We start from the raw sequence: 21229 nt of genomic DNA on the forward strand, positions 1-21229 counted from the left end.
GAGGGGTGCGGTCAGGCACCTTCTTCCGACAGGAAGCGCCGCTTCGCGATCCAGAGCGGTATGGGCGCAGCGAAGGCATAAAGGAGAAAGACAGCGAGGAGAAAGCGCAAGGGCGCACGCAGGATTGCCCTCGGCTCCGATTCGAGATCGTCCACATAGTCATCAACGGGCAGGATCAACGCCTGCGCGGCCTCGGCATCATGCGCGAAGACGCGGATGTCGATGCCACCCGACGCCACGACAAGAAACCAGTCGTTGCGGATGTGATGAAACGCCGTCGCCACTGTCGGTATGCCGTAGGCGGCGAGCATGGTGCGGAGGCATTGGGCTTCGGCAATCGAATAGGAAGTGCGGAGCGAAACGAGCCGCGCCACCTTGCGTTCCCCTCAAGACTGCCGCTCGACCATCATCCGCTTGATTTCGGCGATGGCCTTGGCGGGGTTGAGGCCTTTGGGGCAGGCCTTGGCGCAGTTCATGATCGTGTGGCAGCGGTAAAGCCGGAACGGATCTTCGAGGTCGTCGAGGCGCTCGCCGGTCGCTTCGTCGCGGCTGTCGATCAGCCAGCGATAGGCCTGCAAGAGCGCGGCGGGGCCGAGATAGCGGTCGCCGTTCCACCAATAGGAGGGACACGAGGTCGAGCAGCAGGCGCAGAGAATGCACTCGTAGAGACCGTCGAGCTTCTCGCGGTCGGCGTGCGACTGGCGCCATTCCTTTTCGGGCTCGGCCGATTTCGTCTGCAGCCAGGGTTCGATGAAAGCATGCTGCGCGTAGAAATTGCTGAGGTCGGGCACCAGGTCCTTGATCACCGGCATATGCGGCAGCGGATAGATTTTGACGTCGCCCTTGCACTCCTCGATGCCCTTGGTGCAGGCCAGCGTGTTCTCGCCGTCGATATTCATGGCGCAGGAACCGCAAATGCCCTCGCGGCAGGAGCGGCGGAAGGTCAGCGTCTGGTCGGTCTCGTTCTTGATCTTGATCAGCGCGTCGAGAACCATCGGCCCGCAGGAATCGAGATCGACTTCGTAAGTGTCGATGCGCGGATTGGCGGTGTCGTCGGGCGACCAGCGATAGATGCGGAAGCGCTTGACGTTTTTCGCGTCCGGTGCGGCCTTGAAGGTCTCGCCTTCATGGACCTTGGAGTTTTTCGGCAGAGTGAGCTGAACCATGATCTGACCCTTAGCGCCTTAGTAGACGCGCGCTTTCGGCTTGATGTATTCGATGTCGTTGGAGAGCGTCCATGCATGGACCGGGCGGTAGTCGATGGCGGGCTTGCCGCTTTGATCGTCCACCCAGCAGAGCGTGTGCTTCATCCATGTCTCGTCGTTGCGCTCCGGGAAATCCTCGCGCGCATGGGCGCCGCGGCTTTCCTGCCGGTTGACCGCGCCGTTGACGGTCGCGATCGCCTGCACGATCAGATTGTCGAATTCGAGCGTCTCGATGAGATCGGAATTCCAGATCAGCGAGCGGTCGGAGACCCTGAGGTCCGGCATCGCGGCGTGAACGTCGGCGACGCGCTTCACACCCGAGTGGAGGGTCTCGGCGGTGCGGAAGACGGCGACGTCTTCCTGCATGGCGCGCTGCATGGTGAGACGGAGTTCGGCGGTCGGCGTCGCGCCGCTCGCGTTGCGGAAGCGGTCGAGACGGGCGAGCGCGTTCTCGCCGGCGCCTTTCGCAAGTTCGGGCTGGCGCTGGCCGGGCTCAACCAGCTCGGCGGCGCGAAGCCCCGCCGCGCGGCCGAACACGACGAGGTCGATCAGCGAATTGGAGCCGAGACGGTTGGCGCCATGCACCGAGACGCAGGCCGCCTCGCCGATCGCCATCAGGCCCGGCACCACCGTGTCGGGATTGCCGTTTTTCAGCGTCAGCACTTCGCCGTGGAAATTGGTCGGGATGCCGCCCATGTTGTAATGCACCGTCGGCAGCACCGGGATCGGCTCTTTCGTGACGTCGACGCCGGCGAAGATATGCGCGGACTCGGAAATGCCGGGCAGGCGCTCGGCCAGGATCGCCGGATCGAGATGGTCGAGATGCAGGAAGATGTGATCCTTGGCCGGACCGACGCCGCGGCCTTCGCGGATTTCGACCGTCATCGAACGCGAAACGACGTCGCGCGAGGCAAGGTCTTTGGCGCTGGGCGCATAGCGCTCCATGAAGCGCTCGCCTTCGGAATTGGTGAGATAGCCGCCCTCGCCGCGCGCGCCCTCGGTGATGAGACAGCCGGCGCCGTAAATCCCGGTCGGATGGAACTGCACGAATTCCATGTCCTGCAGCGGCAACCCGGCGCGCAGCACCATCGCATTGCCATCGCCGGTGCAGGTATGCGCCGACGTCGCCGAAAAGTAAGCGCGGCCATAGCCGCCGGTCGCGAGGATCACCAGCGAGGCGCGGAAGCGGTGAACCTCGCCTGTCGCCATGTCGAGCGCGACGACGCCGCGGCATTGGCCCTCGGCATCCATGATCAGGTCGATGGCGAAATATTCGATATAGAACTGTGCCTTGTGGCGCACCGACTGGCCATACAATGTGTGCAGCATGGCGTGACCGGTACGGTCGGCCGCCGCGCAGGTGCGCTGGGCGATGCCTTCGCCGAAATTGGTGGTCATGCCGCCGAAGGGGCGCTGATAGATCTTGCCTTCCTCGGTGCGGGAGAAGGGCACGCCGAAATGCTCGAGCTCGTAGACGGCTTCCGGCGCCTGGCGGCAGAGATATTCGATGGCGTCCTGATCGCCGAGCCAGTCGGACCCCTTGACCGTGTCGTACATGTGCCAGCGCCAGTCGTCCGGGCCCATATTGCCGAGCGAGGCCGAAATGCCGCCCTGCGCCGCCACCGTGTGGCTGCGGGTCGGGAAGACCTTGGTGATGTTGGCGGTCTTGAGGCCCTTTTCGACGCAGCCCAGCGTCGCGCGAAGCCCCGCGCCGCCGGCGCCGACAACGACGACATCGAAAGTGTGATCGTGGAATGTGTAGCTCGACGTCATGAAAGGTTCTTTCGACGCATGGGAAGAGATCAGGAACCGAAGCCGATCTTCAGCACGGCATAGAGGCAGGCGAGACCGATGCCGTAGGAGAAGAGGGTATTGGCGATGATGCTGAGATGCTTGAGCCCCTCGGCGATCACATAATCCTCGATGACGATCTGCATGCCGATGCGCATATGGACGATGACGGCGGCGACGAGGCAGAGCGCGAGGATGCCGACCAGCGGATTGGCAAGCCAGGCGCGCGCCGTTTCGTAATCGGCGCCGGTGAGCGCGACAAGGCCGACAAGGAAGAAGATCGAGAGGGGCGCGATCACGATGGCGGTCAGACGCTGGCGGATATGATCCTGCGTGCCGGATTTCGCCGAGCCCAGATGGATGACGCGGGCAAGCGGCGTGCGCATGTCGTTGCCGGCCATCAGAGGACCCCCCGCATCGAAAGAGCGGCGAACCAGACCGCGACGGTGCCGGCCAGCGCGGCGATGACGGCCGCCCAGCTGAGGATGTCGGCGGCTTTCGGCGAGGTCGCGACGATCGCGTCCCAGAGGAGATAACGCAGGCCGCCAAAAAGATGATGCAGCAGCGCCCAGGTGAAGCCGAAGAGAACGAGCTGGCCGATCCACGAGCCCGCGACCATCTGGAAGGTCGCGTAAGCTTCCGGCCCCGTTGCCGCCGCGATCAGCCACCAGGCGACGAGCGCCATGCCGGCATAAAGCCCCATACCGACGATGCGATGGATGATCGACATCGCCATGGTGATCGTGAAGCGATAGATCTGCAGGTGCGGAGAGAGCGGCCTAGCGGCCTGTCGCGGGTCAGCCATCCGAATGTTCCCAAAGGGCGCCCGGGAAGGACGCAAGGTCGAGGTCGGGCGGGCGGGGGGAAGCCCCCGTCGAGACTGTTGTTTATCGCGCCGAACGCCGCATGGCAAATGCCGAAAACCGCCGCAACGCTCCTCTTGCGCAAACCCCCTTGCACTCAATCGCGAAGCATTCGCAACGGAAACCGGGTCTGTGAGAGGCGGGTTTGCCGCGACGGCGGCGGCGCCATGCGGGCGGCGTTCAGGCGCCGGCGAAAGCGCCGAGATCGAGCTTCGGCACGCCGAAGCCGATATCGAGCCAGTGCCACACTTCGGCATGTTCCAGACGGTCGACCGCCGGCATGCCGTTGCCGGGCCGTTCGAAATTTACATAGACGACGATCTGGTCGGCGCCATCGCCGCCCTTCGAGATCGGCAGGATCGTGTATTCGTAAAGGAGCGTGCCCTCGGCCGTCTTCGCCGGCGTGCATTGCCAAAGCCCGCAAGGCTGCTCGAGACAGGCGATGACGCAATCATAGGCAAGCTGCCGGATCGCCGGATCGGCGAGCGTCAGATAATCGATGCCGGTGAGGTCCTGTCCGAAGAAATCGAAAAAGCCGGAACCGACAAGCCGGAAGGGAAGCGCTTGCCTGTCGCGGGCGGGTTCGATGACGGCGAACCAGCGGGCGAAGTTTGCGAAGCTCTTGAGGTCGATCGAACGGCGCAGCGGAACGGACCGGCCGTCTCGCGCCGCCTCCCAGTTCTCCTCGAAGGCAATGCTGTCCGACGAACGCAGAATGGCGCCGTCTCCGGTCGGCCGAAAATCACTCTCCCGCGATGCAAGCATGATGGTCCCCCAACCGATTCCGGCCGATTCCGCCCGATACTATAAGCGGCCGATAAACAATAAATGAAACCCGCGCTTCAGCGGCGCGGCATCAGCACCCAGTAGTCGAGATCGAGAATGACGCCGTCCTCATAGCCCTTGTCTTTCGCGCCCGGAAAATCGGCGCAAACCCGGTCTTTCGTCGCGATAGTGCGGATGCGAAGGGCACCAATGTCCTCGCGCTTGGGCAGAGCCGACTTCGCCAGCACTTCCGACCAGGCAAAGACCGTGTCGCCGGCGAAGCAGGGCGCGACATGGCGGCCGCCATTGATGGCGGCAATTAAAATGGCATTGCCGAGGCCGTTGAAGGAAAGCGCCCGGGCCAGCGAAATGACATGGCCGCCATAGATCAGGCGGCGGCCGAAGCGGCCCTTGCCTTCCGTGTACTGATTGAAGTGTACCTTGGCGGTGTTCTGGTAAGCCCTCGTCGCCATCATGTGCTCGGCTTCCTCGATGGTGACGCCGTCGACATGGTCGATCTTTTCGCCGACCGCGTAGTCTTCCCAAAGATGAGGGCTACCCGAGGCGACCGTGTCGAAGCCCTTGAAGGAGGTCCTGGCGGGCGCAACGAGATGCGAAGGCTCGACGATGGCGGGCAGATGCGGCACATCGGCTTCAGGCGCGCGCGCGGCCATGTCGCGCTTCCTGACCATCACCCAGCGCACATAATCGATGACGGTTTCGCCCGTCTGGTTGCGGCCCGTCGAGCGCACATAGACGGTGCCGGTTTCGCCGTTGGAATTTTCCTTCAGCCCGACGACTTTCGATGCGGTCGAAAGCGTGTCGCCCGGAAAGACGGGTTTGAGGAATTTGCAGTCGGCATAACCGAGATTGGCGACCGCATTGAGCGAGATATCGGGCACGGTCTTGCCGAAAACGATATGGAAGGCGAGAAGATCGTCGACCGGGGCGGTTGCATACCCGGCTTTCCGCGCGACCTCGGCCGAGGATTGCAGCACGAAACGCGAGCCGAAAAGCGCCTGGTAAAGCGCCGTGTCGCCTTCCGAGACGGTGCGCGGCGTCGCGTGATGCAGCACCTGCCCGACCTTGAAGTCCTCGAAGAAATTGCCCGGATTGGTCTTGGTCATTTTTCGTCTCTGTTCTTGCGCTCCGTATCGAGCGCGAGCCCCAATGCGATTCCGATGCCGACGCCGAAACTGATGCCGACACCGATATTGTCCATCGCCGCGCCGATGACCGCGCCGAGCCCGACGCCGATGGCGATGCCGATGGTGAGGCTGTTGCTGCTCATCTCGAATACTCCTCTCGATGCGCCCCGGCCCCGGATACTTTCCGTCAGGATGCCTCAAGCTCGGCGATCGCATCGGCGATGGCAACCGTGTGCTTCGCGATTTCGGCGTGCAGGATCTCGACCATGCGGCCATCGACCTTCAACACACCCTTGCCCCTGTTTTCCGGTTGCTCGAAAGCCTCGATGGTCTTGCGCGCGAAGGCGACCGTTTCGGGATCGGGCGAGAAGATCGTGTTGCAGGGGTCGAGTTGGCTTGGATGGATCAGCGTCTTGCCATCAAAGCCCATGTCGCGGCCCTGCGCGCAAATGGCGGCGAAGCCTTCCTCGTTCTTGATGTCGTTATAGACGCCGTCGAGGATGACGAGCCCGTAGGCGCGCGCGGCCAGAAGCGCAAGGCCGAGCGAGGCGAGCATCGGCGTCCGGTCCGGTGTGTGCGCGGCGCGCAGCTCCTTGGCGATGTCGTTGGTGCCCATGACCCACACGCTCATGCGGGAGCCCGGCTCGCGCGCCTTGGCGGCAATCGCCTGAATGTTGAGAAGCGCCAGCGGCGTTTCGATCATGCACCAGAGCTGGATGCCGCCCTTCGCGCCAGCGTCCGAGAGCGCATTCTCCGCGCGTTCGACATCGGCGGCGGAATTGATTTTCGGCACGAGGACGGCATCGGGCGCGGCGGCGACGGCGGCCGCGATGTCGGCCTGGCCCCAGGGCGTGTCGAGGCCGTTGACCCGGATCGCGATTTCGCGCTTGCCATAGCCGCCCGCTTTCACCGCCGCCACGACCTGGGCGCGCGCCTCTTCCTTGGCGTCGGGCGCGACCGCGTCTTCGAGATCGAGGATCAGCGCATCGGCCTTGAGCTCGCGCGCCTTTTCGAGCGCGCGCGCGTTCGACCCCGGCATGTAGAGAACGCTGCGGCGCGGGCGGGCGGAATGGTCGGCCATGGATGGTCTCCGGATCGCGAAAGCGGGGTATGCGAGGCGGACACTATAAAGAGCGGGCGCGACTGTGAAGCGGAATCAGCCCGCCAGGCGTCACGCGGCCTTTTTCAGATACCGCGCACCGAGAATCTCGGCGATCTGGACGGCATTGAGTGCCGCACCTTTGCGCAGATTGTCGGAGACGACCCAGATGTTGAGGCCGTTTTCGATGGTCGGGTCGACGCGGATGCGGCTGATATAAGTGGCATAGTCGCCGACGCATTCGATGGGTGTGACGTAGCCGCCATCCTCGCGCTTGTCGACGACAAGGCAGCCCGGCGCCTCGCGCAATATGTCGCGCGCCTCATCGTCGGAGATCGGCCGTTCGAACTCGATATTGATCGCTTCCGAGTGACCGACGAAAACCGGCACGCGCACGCAGGTCGCCGTGACCTTGATCTTCGGATCGAGGATCTTCTTGGTCTCGGCCATCATCTTCCATTCCTCCTTCGTCTGCCCGTCCTCCATGAAATCGTCGATATGGGGAATGACGTTGAAGGCGATCTGCTTGGTGAACTTGCCCTCGTCGATGCTGTCATTGACGAAGATGGCGCGCGTCTGGCTGAAAAGCTCGTCCATCGCCTCCTTGCCGGCGCCCGAGACCGACTGATAGGTCGAAACGACGACGCGGCGGATCGTGGCCGCATCATGCAACGGCTTCAGCGCGACCACCATCTGCGCGGTCGAGCAATTGGGATTGGCGATGATGTTCTTCTTCGCGTAACCGGCAATCGCGGCCGCATTGACCTCCGGCACGATCAGCGGCACGTCGGGATCCATGCGCCAGCGCGACGAGTTGTCGATGACGACGCAACCCTTGGCCGCGATCTTCGGCGCCCATTCGGCCGACATCGTGCCCGACGTCGCCATCAGGCAGATGTCGGTGCCGGCAAAATCGTAATTCTCGAGCGACTTGACCTTGAGATCGCGGTCGCCGAAGGAAACCTCGGTGCCGAGGCTGCGGCGCGAGGCGAGCGCCACCACCTCGTCGGCTGGAAACTGACGCTCGGCGAGGATGCTGAGCATTTCCCGGCCCACATTGCCCGTGGCGCCCAGAACGGCAATCTTGTAGCCCATGATCGTCTTCCTTTTGTGGGGACCGGCTCGCCCGGAGCGGTCCTCCAACGGGTCGAGCGGCCGGTAAAATCTATCCGTTCAGTTTGGCGAGCGCGGCGAGGATCGCATCGCCCATCTCTTTGGTGCCGGTTTTTTTCATGCCGGGCTGCATGATGTCGGCGGTGCGCAAGCCCTCGGCGAGAACCGTGTCGACCGCCTTTTCGAGCAGGTCCGCATCGGCGCCGAGCCCGAAGGTATAGCGCAGCGCCATGGCGAAACTGAGGACAGAGGCGATGGGGTTCGCAGCCCCCGTGCCCGCGATATCGGGCGCGGAGCCATGCACCGGCTCGTACATGGCGCGGGCCTTGCCGCTCGCATCCTTCGCACCGAGCGAGGCGGACGGCAGCATGCCGAGCGAGCCTGTCAGCATCGAGGCGATGTCCGACAGCACGTCGCCGAAAAGATTGTCGGTGACGATGACGTCGAACTGCTTCGGATTGCGCACGAGCTGCATGGCGCAATTATCGGCCAGCATATGCTCGAGCTTGACGTCCGCGAACTTCTCCTTGTGAAGCTTCGAAACTTCCTCGTACCAGAGGACGCCCGACTTCATCACATTGCGCTTCTCGACCGACATGACGCGGTTGCCGCGCTTCTTCGCCAGATCGAAGGCGACCTCGGCGATGCGGCGGATTTCGCTCGTCGTATAGACCTGCGTGTCGACGCCGCGCCGCTCACCATTGCCGAGGTCCGTGATTTCTTTCGGCTCGCCGAAATAGACGCCGCCCGTGAGCTCGCGCACGATCATGATGTCGAGACCCTCGACGATCTCGCGCTTGAGCGAGGAGGCGTCCGCCAGCGCCGCGAAACAGAGCGCGGGGCGCAGATTGGCGAAAAGTTCGAGATCCTTGCGGAGGCGAAGCAGGCCCGCTTCCGGGCGGCCCTCGTAAGGCACGTTGTCCCATTTGGGTCCGCCGACCGCGCCGAGCATGACGGCATCGGCGCGCTTGGCCTTCTCGACCGTCTCGTCCGTCACCGCGACGCCATGCGCGTCATAGCAGCAGCCGCCGACAAGTTCGTTTTCGATCTTCGCATCGAAGCCGCGATTGTCGTTGAACCAGCCGATCACGCGCTCGACTTCGCCCATGACTTCCGGGCCGATGCCGTCGCCGGCGACGATGAGGATGTTTCTTGTCATTTACTTTTCGCTTCGCGTGTCAGAGCCAGGGCTGCGTTTCTTCAAGCTTCTTTTCGAAGGTGGCGATCTCCGCCTCCTTCTGCAGCGTCAGGCCGACGCCGTCGAGGCCGTTGAGCATGCAATGCTTGCGGAAGGGATCGATGTCGAAGGTAATGACGCCGCCATCGGGCCCGCGAATTTCCTGCGCCTCGAGATCGACGGTGACGACGGCGTTGGAGCCGCGCTCCGCATCGTCCATCAGCTTGTCGACATCGGCCTGCGGCAGCACGATGGGCAGGATGCCGTTCTGGAAACAGTTGTTGTAGAAAATGTCGGCGAAGCTCGTGGCGATCACGCAGCGGATGCCGAAGTCGAGCAGCGCCCATGGCGCGTGCTCGCGCGACGAGCCGCAGCCGAAATTCTCGCCCGTCACCAATATCTGCGCGTTCCGGTAAGCCGGCTTGTTCAGCACGAAATCGAGAATCTCTTTCCCGTCATCGTCATAGCGCATCTCGTCGAAAAGGTTCTTGCCGAGCCCCGTGCGCTTGATCGTCTTCAGGAACTGCTTCGGGATGATCATGTCGGTGTCGACATTGATGATCGGCAACGGCGCCGCAACGCCCGTCAGCTTGTTGAACTTGTCCATCTGCGTCCCCCTTACTTCATCTCTCGCACATCGACGAAGTGCCCCGCGAAAGCCGCCGCAGCCGCCATGGCCGGCGAGACGAGATGCGTGCGGCCGCCGCGGCCCTGACGGCCTTCGAAATTGCGGTTGGACGTCGAGGCGCAGCGTTCGCCGGGCTCGAGCTTGTCGGCGTTCATCGCCAGACACATCGAGCAGCCGGGCTCGCGCCATTCGAAGCCCGCGTCGAGGAAGATCTTGTCGAGACCTTCCTTCTCCGCTTGCTCCTTCACAAGGCCGGAACCGGGCACGACCATCGCGTTCACCGTCGAGGCGACCTTGCGGCCTGCCTTCAACGCTTTCTCGGCGATGACGGCGGCGGCGCGCAGATCCTCGATGCGGCCGTTCGTGCAGGAGCCGATAAAGACGCGGTCGATCTTGACGTCGACGATCGGCGTGCCGGGCGTGAGGCCCATATAATCGAGCGCGCGCTGCATCGACTTCGCATGCGCTTCGTCATGCACGTCTTTCGGATCGGGAATGCGGTCCGTGATCTTGATAACGTTTTCGGGGCTCGTGCCCCAGGTGATCAGCGGCGGCAGGTCGGCGATGTCGATCGTGATTTCCTTGTCGAACTGCGCGTCCGGATCGGAAGGCAGCGTCTTCCAGTAGTCGACCGCCATCTCCCACGCCTTGCCCTTGGGCGCGCGCGGACGGCCTTCGAGATAGGCATAGGTCTTTTCGTCCGGCGCGATGAGGCCGGCGCGGGCGCCACCTTCGATCGTCATGTTGCAGACGGTCATGCGGCCTTCCATCGAGAGATCGCGGATCGCCTCGCCCGCATATTCGATGACATAGCCGGTGCCGCCCGCCGTGCCGATTTCGCCGATGATGGCGAGCACGATGTCTTTCGCCGTGAAGCCTTCCGGCGCCTTGCCCACCACATTGATGCGCATGTTCTTGGCCTTCGACTGGATCAGCGTCTGCGTGGCGAGCACATGCTCGACCTCCGACGTGCCGATGCCATGCGCCAGCGCGCCGAAGGCGCCATGCGTCGAGGTGTGGCTGTCGCCACAGACGATGGTGGTACCGGGCAGCGTGAAGCCCTGTTCCGGCCCGACGATATGGACGATGCCCTGACGGATGTCGGACATTTCGAGATATTCGACGCCGAAGTCCTTTGCATTGTGCTCAAGCGTCTCGACCTGGATGCGGCTTTCTGCATCGGCGATACCCTTGGAGCGGTCGGTCGTCGGTACGTTGTGATCGGCGACGGCCAGCGTCTTCAGCGGTGCATGCACCGCGCGCTTCGCCATGCGCAAGCCTTCGAAAGCCTGCGGGCTCGTCACCTCATGCACCAGATGCCGGTCGATATAGAGGAGGCCCGTGCCGTCCTCGGCCATCTCGACCAGATGGGCATCCCAGATTTTGTCGTACATGGTGCGGGGTGCCATTTTCGCTTTCCTCGTCTTTCGAAACTTCGGTTCAGTGTAGCCCATAACAAAAACGGGCCGGGGCCTTCAGGCGCCCTGCCCGCTTTTCGATACGGTTTCCGCGGGAAGCGGAAGAGTTCAGGCGGCGCCGTTTTCCTTGTTGCGGGTCTTGAAGTCCTGTTTCTCGGTAATTCGGGCGGCCTTGCCGCGCAACCCGCGCAGGTAATAGAGCTTCGCGCGACGCACACGGCCCTTGCGGACGACCTTGATCGAGTCGACCAGCGGACCGTAAAGCGGGAACACGCGCTCGACGCCTTCGCCGTAGGAAATCTTGCGGACCGTGAAGTTCTCGTTGATGCCGCCGCCGGCGCGCGCAATGCAGACGCCTTCATAGGCCTGCAGGCGCTCACGTGTGCCTTCAACCACCTTCACATTGACCTGCAGCGTATCGCCGGGGGCAAAATCGGGAATGGTCTTGCCGCTGGTCAGCGCCGCGACCTGCTCCTGCTCGAGCTGCTCGATGATGTTCATGGGTCTCAAACCTCGGATATGAAGGCGTTCGGGCCTCGAAAGGGACAATCCCGGCCCGGAAGCGCGCTTCCGTAACACAAATTATGCCTCATGGCGACTGCCATCAGGATTTCTTGTCGAGAAAATCGTCCCAAAGGTCGGGCCGCCTTTCCCTTGTCGCCTTTTCGGCCTCGGCGCGGCGCCAGGCCTTGACCTTTTCATGGTCGCCGGAGGTCAAAACCGGCGGAATCTCGCGCCCCTCGAAGCTTTGGGGCCTTGTATAATGCGGGTACTCCAGAAGCCCGCTTTCGAAGCTCTCTTCGGCGCCCGAGAGGTCCTTGCCCATAACCCCTTGCAGCAGCCTGACCACGGCATCGATCAGCGCAATGGCCGCCGGCTCGCCGCCGGAGAGCACAAAATCCCCGAGGCTGACCTCCTCGATGGCCCGGGCCTCGATAACCCGCTGGTCGAGCCCCTCGAAACGCCCGCAAATGAGCGCGACCCCCGGCCCCGCCGCCAGCTCGCGGACCCTTGCCTGCGTCAGCGGCCGCCCGCGGGGCGAGAGATAGATCAGCGGCCGCGGATCGCCTTCGGGATGAACCGCATCGACCGCCGCCGCCACGACGTCGGCCCGCATCACCATGCCCGGCCCGCCACCCGACGGCGTATCGTCGACCGAGCGGTGGCGGTCGGTCGCGAAATCACGGATGTCGACCGCCTCGAGCCGCCAGATGCCCGCTTCCAGTGCCTTGCCCGCCAGCGAATGGCCGAGCGGGCCCGGAAACATCTCCGGAAAGAGCGTCAGCACGCTTGCCGACCAGGCTTCAGTCACCTTCCGCCTCCCCGCCATCGCCATCCTCGAAGGTACCGATCGGCGGATCGATGACGATGCGCCCGCCGGCAATGTCGACCTCGGGCACATTGGCTTCGGTGAAGCCCATCAGCACCGTCGCGCGGCCATCCGGCGGCGCGATTTCGAGAAGATCGCCGGCGCCGAAATTATGCACCCCGACAACCGCGCCATAGTCGCGGCCCTCGGCGCCGACGGCGCGGAGACCGATGAGATCGGCATGATACCAGCCCTCGTCTTCATCGGCGGGCGGCAGCCTGTCGCGCGACACATAGAGCTCGGTGCCCCTGAGCGCCTCGGCCGCATCGCGATCGCCAATGCCGTCGAGTTGGCACAGCACCAGTTCCTTGACCATGCCCTTCGCCTCGATGGCGAAGCGCCTCGTGCCGTCTGCCGTTTCGACCGGACCATAGGCCGCGACGCCGTCCGGCGCCGCGGTGAACGGCTTGACGCGGACAAGACCGCGCACGCCATGCGCGCCGACCACAACGCCGAGACAGACTTTTCTTTGCGAAGCGTCGGCCATCGGCGCGATGCGCAAAGCCGGTTAGGCCTGCGCCTCTTCCGCCGGCGCTTCAGCTTCGGCCGCAGGCTCCTCGGCAGGGGCCTTGGCGGCTTCGGCAGCTTCTTCGGCCGCGATACGCGCGGCTTCGAGACGCTCCTGGGCCTTCGCCTTGGGCTTTGCCTTTTCCGGGTTGCTGCGTGCCTTGCGCGTATAGGCACCCGCCTCGTCAAGGAAGCGCGCAACGCGATCGGTCGGCAGCGCGCCGTGGCCGAGCCAATGCTTGGCGCGCTCGATGTCGAGCACGAGGCGGTCCTTGTTGTCCTTCGGCAGCAGCGGATTGAACGTGCCGATCTTCTCGATGAAGCGGCCGTCGCGCGGGCTGCGCGTGTCGGCGACGACGACGCGGTAGAAGGGACGCTTCTTGGCACCGCCGCGAGCAAGCCTGATTTTCAGAGCCATCTTGTCTTACCTTTCAAGTATCCGGCGCGCTGCGCCGGGATTGTTTGATCGTCCGCTAACGGACCGATGCGCCGTGCGCACGGGCCCTATTTCTTTTTCTTTCCCGGCGGCAGGCCCGGAAGGCCACCGCCAAAACCCGAGCCGGGCAAGCCCGGCAATCCACCCATGCCGCCGAGACCGCGCGGCAGACCGCCGCCCGGCGGCAGAAGTTTCTCAAGCGCTTTCGGATCGCTCGCCATTTCGGGCGGCATTTCCGGCGCGCCGCCGCCGAACAGCTTCGACAGCATGCCGCCCTTCTGACGGCCCATCGCCTTCATCATGTCGGCCATCTGGCGGTGCAGTTTCAGCAGGCGATTGATCTCCTGCACCTCGGTGCCGGAACCGCGCGCAATGCGCTTCTTGCGGCTACCGTTAAGTACCTTCGGATTGCGGCGTTCGTCCTTGGTCATCGACGAAATGATCGCCGCCTGACGCTTGACGACGCTGTCGTCCATATGCGCGTTGGCGGCCTGCATCTGCGCCTTGCCGACACCGGGCAGCATGCCGAGTACGCCCTTCATGCCGCCCATGCGTTTCATCTGCGCAAGCTGTTCGGCCATGTCGTCGAGGTCGAACTGACCCTTCCGCATTTTCTCGGCCATCTTGTTCGCCTTGTCGGCGTCGATGGTCTCTGCGGCTTTTTCAACGAGGCTGACGACGTCGCCCATGCCGAGAATGCGGCCGGTCACACGGTCGGCGCGGAAATCTTCCAGCGCGTCCATTTTTTCGCCGGTACCGAGCATCTTGATCGGCACGCCAGTGACGGCGCGCATCGAAAGCGCCGCGCCGCCGCGACCGTCGCCGTCGACACGCGTCAGCACGATGCCGGTGACGCCGACACGAGCCTTGAAGGCCTCGGCGACATTGACCGCATCCTGACCGGTCAGGCTGTCGGCGACGAGCAGCGTCTCGTGCGGATCGGTCGCGTCGCGCACCTGCGCAACCTCGGCCATCAGATCTTCGTCGACATGGATGCGGCCAGCCGTGTCGAGCATCAACACATCGTAACCGCCGAGACGCGCCGCCTCGAGCGCGCGCATGGCGATCTGGACCGGTTGCTGGCCGGCGACGATCGGCAGCGTCGGCACGCCGGTCTGTTCGCCGAGAATTTTCAACTGCTCCTGCGCCGCCGGACGGCGCGTGTCGAGCGAGGCCATCAGCACACGGCGCTTGTCGCGCGCGCTCATGCGCTTGGCGATCTTGGCGGTCGAGGTGGTTTTGCCCGAGCCCTGCAGGCCCACCATCATGATGACGACGGGCGCGGCGGCGCGCAGCGAGATCGCGGTGTCGGCTTCTGTGCCGCCCAGCATCTCGACCAGCTCGTCGTGAACGATCTTGATGACTTGCTGGCCGGGCGTGACCGACTTCAGCACTTCCTGGCCGACGGCCCGCGCGCGCACTTTATCGACGAAGGATTTGGCGACAGGCAGCGCGACATCGGCCTCGAGCAGGGCGCGCCGTACCTCGCGCATGGCCTCGTCAACATCCTTCTCGCTCAGGGAGCCGCGCCCCTTGAGCTTGGAAAGAACATCGCCGAAGCGGCCTGTCAGGTTCTCGAACACGTGGGTGTCAAATCCTTGCAACACAAAGCAAAATCGCTTCCGCGAGCGAATATCGCCGGCGGAAGTTGACCCGGGCTCCATGCCTCGGGCGGGTCGGGGCGCAACAATGTCCCGAAAATCTTGGCCGGAACCTAGGGGGCGGGCGGCCTCAAGTCAATGATTTCAACAGCAATTCGAGTGCCGCCACGCCGAAGGCCCGCATGTTGGCGGCGCGGTCCGCCGAACCCGTGCTGACCGTGATCGAGGCGGGGTTCGGCCCGGCAAGGCCGATGCAGGCGGTACCGGGCGGCGGGCCGTAGGGTGAGCCGGAAGGCCCGGAGGCACCCATTTCGGCAAGCGCCCAGGTTGCACCGAGCTTCGCCCGGACGATATCGGCCATCGCCAAAACATAAGGTTCTGTAAGGGGTTGCAGGTTCGGTGCGGGCGGACCCTTGAGGTCGTAAAGTGCACGAGCGGCACCGCGCGTATAGATGACGGTGCTCCCGAGATAGAAGGCCGAAGCGCCGGCTTGCGCGACCAGCGCGGCCGAGACGAGGCCGCCCATCGAAGACTCCGACAAAGCGACGGTTTCCTGCCGTTTTTTGAGCAATTCCGCGACCTCGGCGGCGAGCGGAATCAGGCTTTCCATGTACCGGTCTCCAGATCGCGCACGGCGTAGAACTCCTTGTTCCATATGAGATAAATGAGCCAGGTCGGCATCTTGTAGGCCTTGGCGGCATAGTCGGCCTGCGCGGCATGGATGCGCCAGCCGCGCAGCTTGGCGGCGATGTCGGTGGGTGTCGAATGGGTCGGAAAAGGCTGGTTTTCCGCCACAAATTTGCCGGTGCGGCGGCCGAAACGCCGCAGCGAGCGGGCCGGGATCAGCGGATAGGCGACATGGCGCGGGCCATGACCGGCATGTCCACCCGCATGCATGCTTTCGATAGCCTTTTCGGCCGCAAGTCCCATCCGCATATGGTCTTTATGGCCCGTCGCCCCGCTGGCCGGCCAGAAGGCGACCACGAGGTCCGGCATGATGCTTTGCATGACGGCCTCGACACGGGCGACAAGCGCGTCGAGCGGCACGTCGGGCACCCCGCCATCGGGGTAGTCCCAGACCTGCTGTTCGTCGATGCCGAGGGCAAATCCGTTCTTGAGAACTTCGGCCTGCCGGACCAGCCCGAGTTCGGATTGCCGGCAGACGACCGGCGATTGCGTCCCGGCCTCGCCTTTGGTGGCGGTCACCATGGCGACATAAGCGCCACTCGCCTTGGCCGAGGTCAGGAGGCCGCCGATCAGCTGCTCATCGTCGGGATGGGCAAAAACGGCGAGGATCCGTTTGGCGCCGAGATCGGCGGCAAGCGAGCGGACATGGCGAGCCGCCTCGTCGTCGAAGAAATAACGGAAACGGAAAAAGACGGCCGCCGCCGCGAGCGCGGCCAGCGCCGCCACTATTCCCGGAATCCAAAGCATTCGCCCCTCCCTGCCACCGCTTCTTTCCCCAATCTACTGGCATAAGCGGACGAAAAGCGCCATATATCCGGACATTATGACCGGCATGACGCACCACTTTCTGAAGATGAACGGGCTCGGCAACGACTTCGTCGTGCTGGACCTGCGCCGTGAGCCGCTGGTGCTGACGGATGCGATCGCGCGCGCCATCGCCGACCGCAAGACCGGCATCGGCTGCGACCAGCTGATCACCATCGAACATCCGCGCAGGGGCGGCGACGCCTTCATGGGCATCCGCAACAATGATGGCGGCGCGGTCGAGGCCTGCGGCAACGCCGCGCGCTGCATCGGCAAGCTCATTCTCGACGAAACCGGCAAGGACGCCGTCACCATCGAGACGCCCGCCGGCGACACGGTGGCGACGCGCGCCGATGACGGCCTGATCACCGTCGATATGGGCGCGCCGAAGCTCAACTGGGACGAGATTCCCCTGTCGGAAGAATTCCGCGACACCCGCGCCATCGAACTCGAGATCGGGCCGCTCGGCGCGCCGATCATGCATTCGCCGGGCGTCGTCAATGTCGGCAACCCGCATGCGATCTTCTTTGTCGACGATGTCGATGCGATCGACCTCGAACGTTCCGGCCCGATGCTCGAACATCATCCGCTCTTTCCCGAGCGCGCCAACATCTCGGTCGCGCAGGTGCTGTCGCCGACCCATATCCGCTTGCGCACCTGGGAGCGCGGCGCCGGCCTGACACGCGCCTGCGGCACGGCGGCCTGCGCGGCGACGGTGGCGGCGATCCGCCGCCGCAAGACAGAGCGCAAGGTCACAGTGTCATTGCCCGGCGGCGACATCACCGTCGAATGGCTGCCCGACACCGACAAGGGCTATGGTCATATCCTGATGACCGGCGACGCGATGTTCGACCATGAAGGCACGCTCGATCCGCGCCTCCTCTCCGGAGTGGCGGCATGACGAAGCGCACCGAAATCGTCACCTTCGGCTGCCGCCTCAATGCCTATGAGTCGGAGGTGATGCGCGGCCATGCGGATGCGGCGGGCCTTGAAGGCGCCATCGTCTTCAACACCTGCGCGGTGACGGCCGAAGCCGAACGCCAGGCGCGCCAGGCGATCCGCAAGGCGCACCGCGAAAACCCGCAAGCGCGCATCATCGTCACGGGCTGCGCGGCGCAGGTGAACCCGGACCAGTTCGCGGCAATGCCCGAAGTCGATCTTGTGATCGGCAACGAGGAAAAGATGAAACCCGCGAGCTGGCAGCCGGCGCTGGCGCTGCATGCCAATGAGCGCGTCCGCGTCAACGACATCATGTCGGTGACCGAAACGGCCGGACATCTGATCGGCGGGCTCGAGGGCCGCGCCCGCGCTTTCGTTCAGGTGCAGAACGGCTGCGATCATCGCTGCACCTTCTGCATCATTCCCTATGGCCGCGGCCCCTCGCGCAGCGTCGCGGCCGGCGAGGTGGTCGCCGAGGTCAGGAAGCTCGTCGAAAACGGCTACCGCGAAGTGGTACTGACCGGCGTCGACATCACCTCTTATGGCGGCGATCTGCCGGGCCGTCCGAGCCTCGGCAATCTCGCGCGTCGCATTCTGAAGCTGGTGCCGGAACTCGAACGGCTGCGGCTTTCCTCGATCGACTCGATCGAGGCCGATGACGAGCTGATGCGGCTGATCGCGGAAGAAGAGCGGCTGATGCCGCATCTGCATCTTTCGCTGCAATCAGGCGACGACATGATCCTGAAGCGCATGAAGCGCCGCCATCTACGCGAAGATTCGATCCGTTTCTGCGAGGAAGCGCGGCGCCTGCGCCCCGACATCGTCTTCGGCGCCGATTTCATCGCCGGCTTCCCGACCGAGACCGACGAGATGTTTGAAAACACCATGCGTCTCGTCGACGAATGCGGGCTGACCTGGCTGCATGTCTTTCCGTTCAGCCCGCGCCCCGGCACGCCGGCCGCGAAGATGCCGCAGCTTTCCCGCGACCTGGCAAAGGCCCGCGCCGAACAGTTGCGCATCAAGGGTGCGGCGCGGGTGCGTGCTCATCTCGATACGGGCCTCGGCGCAACGAAGCCGGTGCTGATGGAAACACCGAGCACGGGCCGCACACATCAGTTCACGCCGGTGCGCCTTGCCGATGCGGCGGCGACTGCCGGCGAGATTTTGCCGCTGCACCTCGCCGCTCATGACGGGCAGAGCTTCGAAGGATTGCGCGCGGCGTGAGCCGCGGCGGCGAAAGAAGAGCCATGGACATCGAGACATTGAGAGCGCGGGACGCGATGGGGCAGGTTTTGGCCGAGGCCGCCATCCCCGAACTGCCGAACCATTATCGCGGCAAGGTGCGCGACAATTACGATCTGCTCGACGGGCGGCGGATCATCGTTGCAAGCGACCGGCTGAGCGCCTTCGACCGCATACTGGCGGCGATCCCCTACAAGGGTCAGGTGCTGACGCAAACGGCGCGCTTCTGGTTCGAGGCGACCGCCGATATCTGCCCCAATCACGTTCTCGAATATCCCGATCCGAACGTGGTGATCGGAAAGCGGCTCGACATATTGCCGGTCGAGATCGTGGTGCGCGACTATCTGGCCGGGAGCACCGGAACCTCGGTGCTGACGCTTTACAAGGCGGGCAAACGCGAAATCTATGGCGTGACATTGCCGGACGGGCTGCGCCCCAATGAAAAATTGCCCGAGACAATCATCACGCCGACCAGCAAGGCCTTCGACGGCGCGCATGACGAACCGCTGACCCCGGATGAAATCGTCGGCCAGCGCCTGTTGACGGCAGCGCAATGGGAGACGCTGTCGAACTATGCGCTGGCGCTGTTCGCGCGCGGCCGCGAACTCGCGGCGAAGCGCGGCCTGATCCTTGTCGACACCAAATATGAATTCGGCACCGACGGCGAAGGCCGCATCGTGCTCGCCGACGAGATCCACACGCCCGACAGCAGCCGCTACTGGCTGGCGGACAGCTACCCGGCGCAGTTCGCCGCCGGCGCGCCGCCCGAAAGCTTCGACAAGGACTTCGTGCGCAATTGGGTCGCCGCGCGCTGCGACCCCTACAACGATCCGATTCCCGAGATTCCCGAAACCCTCATACTGGAAACGGCGGCGGTCTATATTCGCGCCTTCGAGGCAATTACTGGACGGACCTTCGCGTTCCCGCCGCAAGGCGAGGCGCCGCTCGAACGTATCCGGCGCAACCTCGCGCCCTGTTTCCAGACGACGAAAAGCGAACGGGCATGAGCGAAGGCGAGACGAACATCGAAACCGGCGAAAAGAAGAAATCCCTCTTCCAGCGCATGAAAGAGGGGCTGTCGCGCTCGACCAAAAACCTGTCGGACGGCATTACCGGCATCTTCACCAAGCGAAAGCTCGATGCGGCGACGCTGGAGGAGCTGGAGGAGTTGCTGATCGCCGCCGATCTCGGCCTCGACGCATCGGCCGCCATTGCCGAGGCGGTCGGCAAGGATCGTTACGACAAGGAAGTCGGGCCCGAGGAGATACGGCACATCGTCGCCGATGAAATCGCCAAGGTGCTGAAGCCGGTTGAGAAGCCGCTCCTCATCGACGCAACGAAAAAACCCTTCGTGATCCTGATGGCCGGCGTCAACGGCGCCGGCAAGACGACGACCATCGGCAAGATTGGCGCGAAGCTGAAAGGCGAGGGCAAGTCGGTGATGCTGGCGGCCGGCGACACGTTTCGCGCCGCCGCCGTCGAACAGCTGAAAGTCTGGGGGTCGCGCATCGACGCGCCTGTCTGCGCGACAAAGATCGGCGGCGATGCAGCGGGCCTCGCCTATGAAGCGCTGGCGCGCGCGAAAGATGAAGGCACCGACGTGCTGATGATCGACACGGCCGGCCGGTTGCAGAACAAGGCCGACCTTATGGCCGAGCTTGAGAAAGTGATCCGCGTGATGCGGAAGATCGATCCGGAATGCCCGCACGCCACGCTGCTGGTGCTCGACGCGACGACCGGACAGAACGCGCTTAATCAGGTCGAGATTTTCGGCCAGATGGCGGGCATCACCGGCCTTGTGATGACCAAGCTCGACGGCACCGCGCGGGGCGGCATTCTGGTTGCCATCGCCAGGCGCTTCGGCCTGCCGGTGCATCTGATCGGCATCGGCGAGGGCATCGAGGATCTGCAGGATTTCAGCGCCGAGGCCTTTGCCAAAGCAATTACCGGCGCGAGTTGATCCGACGCCGCTTCCCATGCGTAAATGAACAGTCGCCGGAGACGCGGCGGCAGCGATTGGACGGAACATGACCGAAGCAAGCCCCGACAAGACGCATGCCGGCATGTCGGTCTCGCAATGGACCCGCATGGCGATCGAGCTTGGGCCGCTTGTGGTTTTCTTCCTGATGAATGCGCAGGCCGACCGGATTTTCGGCAATGAGGAAGCGCAGAACATTTTCTACGCGACCGGCGCCTTCATGGTGGCCATCGTGATCTCGCTTTCCTATTCCTATGCGAAGTTCCGCAAGATTCCGACCATGCCGCTGGTGAGCGGCATTTTCATCCTCATCTTCGGCGCCTTGACGCTGTGGTTGCAGGACGACGAGTTCATCAAGCTCAAGCCGACCATCGTCAATGCGATCTTCGCAACCGCCCTGCTCGGCGCGGCCGCGATGGGCAAGCCCATCATGAAGCAGTTGTTAGGTGGCGCCTTCGA

General features: G+C 63.9%; 24 protein-coding genes and 1 pseudogene. 5 read left to right on the plus strand and 20 right to left on the minus strand.

Features of this window, described 5'->3' with window-relative positions; all coding sequences use genetic code 11:
* Positions 1–11 precede the first annotated feature (11 nt).
* The 20 genes from WEB61_RS05665 to WEB61_RS05760 all read right to left on the minus strand — a co-directional run bounded on the left by WEB61_RS05665 (position 12) and on the right by WEB61_RS05760 (position 16554).
* Positions 12–374, minus strand: a complete 363-nt coding sequence (locus WEB61_RS05665) for a hypothetical protein (RefSeq protein WP_368063356.1) — start codon at positions 372–374, stop codon at positions 12–14.
* Between the two features lie 12 nt (positions 375–386).
* On the minus strand, positions 387–1166 hold the full coding sequence (locus WEB61_RS05670) for a succinate dehydrogenase iron-sulfur subunit (protein WP_368063357.1): 780 nt from the start codon (positions 1164–1166) through the stop codon (positions 387–389).
* 18 nt (positions 1167–1184) lie between these two features.
* Positions 1185–2978: a succinate dehydrogenase flavoprotein subunit gene (gene sdhA, locus WEB61_RS05675; RefSeq protein ID WP_368063358.1), complete on the minus strand. Its 1794-nt coding sequence runs from the start codon at positions 2976–2978 to the stop codon at positions 1185–1187.
* Between the two features lie 29 nt (positions 2979–3007).
* The gene (gene sdhD / locus WEB61_RS05680) at positions 3008–3397 is read right to left on the minus strand and encodes a succinate dehydrogenase, hydrophobic membrane anchor protein (protein ID WP_368063359.1); all 390 of its coding nucleotides are present in this window, start codon (positions 3395–3397) and stop codon (positions 3008–3010) included.
* A complete protein-coding gene (sdhC, locus tag WEB61_RS05685; protein WP_368063360.1) occupies positions 3397–3801 on the minus strand; it encodes a succinate dehydrogenase, cytochrome b556 subunit in 405 nt (134 codons plus the stop codon). The genes sdhD and sdhC overlap by 1 nt, the downstream gene beginning before the upstream one ends.
* Before the next feature lie 238 nt (positions 3802–4039).
* On the minus strand, positions 4040–4624 hold the full coding sequence (locus WEB61_RS05690) for a PAS domain-containing protein (RefSeq protein WP_368063361.1): 585 nt from the start codon (positions 4622–4624) through the stop codon (positions 4040–4042).
* A gap of 77 nt (positions 4625–4701) precedes the next feature.
* On the minus strand, positions 4702–5751 hold the full coding sequence (locus WEB61_RS05695) for a MaoC family dehydratase (RefSeq protein ID WP_368063362.1): 1050 nt from the start codon (positions 5749–5751) through the stop codon (positions 4702–4704).
* Positions 5748–5915 carry a hypothetical protein gene (locus WEB61_RS05700; RefSeq protein ID WP_368063363.1) on the minus strand — a complete coding sequence of 56 codons (168 nt, stop codon included), beginning with the start codon at positions 5913–5915 and terminating at the stop codon, positions 5748–5750. The genes WEB61_RS05695 and WEB61_RS05700 overlap by 4 nt, the downstream gene beginning before the upstream one ends.
* A gap of 44 nt (positions 5916–5959) precedes the next feature.
* Positions 5960–6853: a CoA ester lyase gene (locus WEB61_RS05705; protein WP_368063364.1), complete on the minus strand. Its 894-nt coding sequence runs from the start codon at positions 6851–6853 to the stop codon at positions 5960–5962.
* Positions 6854–6943: 90 nt separating this feature from the next.
* Complete coding sequence (locus WEB61_RS05710) at positions 6944–7966, minus strand: aspartate-semialdehyde dehydrogenase (protein ID WP_368063365.1); 1023 nt, start codon at positions 7964–7966, stop codon at positions 6944–6946.
* A gap of 70 nt (positions 7967–8036) precedes the next feature.
* On the minus strand, positions 8037–9143 hold the full coding sequence (leuB, locus tag WEB61_RS05715; protein ID WP_368063366.1) for a 3-isopropylmalate dehydrogenase: 1107 nt from the start codon (positions 9141–9143) through the stop codon (positions 8037–8039).
* Between the two features lie 19 nt (positions 9144–9162).
* Positions 9163–9768 (minus strand): 3-isopropylmalate dehydratase small subunit, encoded by a 606-nt coding sequence (gene leuD / locus WEB61_RS05720; protein WP_368063367.1) that lies wholly within the window; start codon positions 9766–9768, stop codon positions 9163–9165.
* A gap of 11 nt (positions 9769–9779) precedes the next feature.
* Complete coding sequence (gene leuC / locus WEB61_RS05725) at positions 9780–11198, minus strand: 3-isopropylmalate dehydratase large subunit (protein ID WP_368063368.1); 1419 nt, start codon at positions 11196–11198, stop codon at positions 9780–9782.
* A gap of 117 nt (positions 11199–11315) precedes the next feature.
* Complete coding sequence (gene rplS, locus WEB61_RS05730) at positions 11316–11708, minus strand: 50S ribosomal protein L19 (RefSeq protein WP_368063369.1); 393 nt, start codon at positions 11706–11708, stop codon at positions 11316–11318.
* 103 nt (positions 11709–11811) lie between these two features.
* Positions 11812–12519, minus strand: coding sequence for a tRNA (guanosine(37)-N1)-methyltransferase TrmD (trmD, locus tag WEB61_RS05735; protein ID WP_368063370.1), 708 nt, complete (start codon positions 12517–12519; stop codon positions 11812–11814).
* Positions 12512–13063 carry a ribosome maturation factor RimM gene (rimM, locus tag WEB61_RS05740; protein ID WP_368063371.1) on the minus strand — a complete coding sequence of 184 codons (552 nt, stop codon included), beginning with the start codon at positions 13061–13063 and terminating at the stop codon, positions 12512–12514. The genes trmD and rimM overlap by 8 nt, the downstream gene beginning before the upstream one ends.
* A gap of 21 nt (positions 13064–13084) precedes the next feature.
* Positions 13085–13501, minus strand: coding sequence for a 30S ribosomal protein S16 (gene rpsP / locus WEB61_RS05745; protein WP_368063372.1), 417 nt, complete (start codon positions 13499–13501; stop codon positions 13085–13087).
* Between the two features lie 86 nt (positions 13502–13587).
* Positions 13588–15102 (minus strand): signal recognition particle protein, encoded by a 1515-nt coding sequence (ffh, locus tag WEB61_RS05750; protein ID WP_368063373.1) that lies wholly within the window; start codon positions 15100–15102, stop codon positions 13588–13590.
* A gap of 148 nt (positions 15103–15250) precedes the next feature.
* Positions 15251–15730, minus strand: a complete 480-nt coding sequence (locus tag WEB61_RS05755) for a CinA family protein (RefSeq protein ID WP_368063374.1) — start codon at positions 15728–15730, stop codon at positions 15251–15253.
* Positions 15718–16554 (minus strand): PIG-L deacetylase family protein, encoded by an 837-nt coding sequence (locus WEB61_RS05760; protein WP_368063375.1) that lies wholly within the window; start codon positions 16552–16554, stop codon positions 15718–15720. The genes WEB61_RS05755 and WEB61_RS05760 overlap by 13 nt, the downstream gene beginning before the upstream one ends.
* A gap of 76 nt (positions 16555–16630) precedes the next feature.
* On the opposite strand from WEB61_RS05760, the gene dapF reads away from it, so the two are divergent.
* The 5 genes and pseudogenes from dapF to WEB61_RS05785 form a co-directional block, all read left to right on the plus strand.
* A complete protein-coding gene (gene dapF, locus WEB61_RS05765; RefSeq protein WP_368063376.1) occupies positions 16631–17512 on the plus strand; it encodes a diaminopimelate epimerase in 882 nt (293 codons plus the stop codon).
* Complete coding sequence (gene mtaB / locus WEB61_RS05770) at positions 17509–18774, plus strand: tRNA (N(6)-L-threonylcarbamoyladenosine(37)-C(2))-methylthiotransferase MtaB (protein ID WP_368063377.1); 1266 nt, start codon at positions 17509–17511, stop codon at positions 18772–18774. Before dapF ends, mtaB begins: the two co-directional genes overlap by 4 nt.
* A 23-nt stretch (positions 18775–18797) precedes the next feature.
* Positions 18798–19799: a phosphoribosylaminoimidazolesuccinocarboxamide synthase gene (locus WEB61_RS05775; protein ID WP_368063378.1), complete on the plus strand. Its 1002-nt coding sequence runs from the start codon at positions 18798–18800 to the stop codon at positions 19797–19799.
* A 26-nt stretch (positions 19800–19825) separates the two neighbouring features.
* Positions 19826–20752 (plus strand): annotated as a pseudogene (gene ftsY / locus WEB61_RS05780) (signal recognition particle-docking protein FtsY); the annotation flags it as partial.
* Between the two features lie 67 nt (positions 20753–20819).
* On the plus strand, positions 20820–21229 hold a 410-nt coding region (locus WEB61_RS05785), incomplete at its 3' end, for an inner membrane-spanning protein YciB (RefSeq protein ID WP_368063379.1).

Source organism: Parvibaculum sp. (assembly GCF_040882025.1).
Taxonomy (GTDB): domain Bacteria; phylum Pseudomonadota; class Alphaproteobacteria; order Parvibaculales; family Parvibaculaceae; genus Parvibaculum.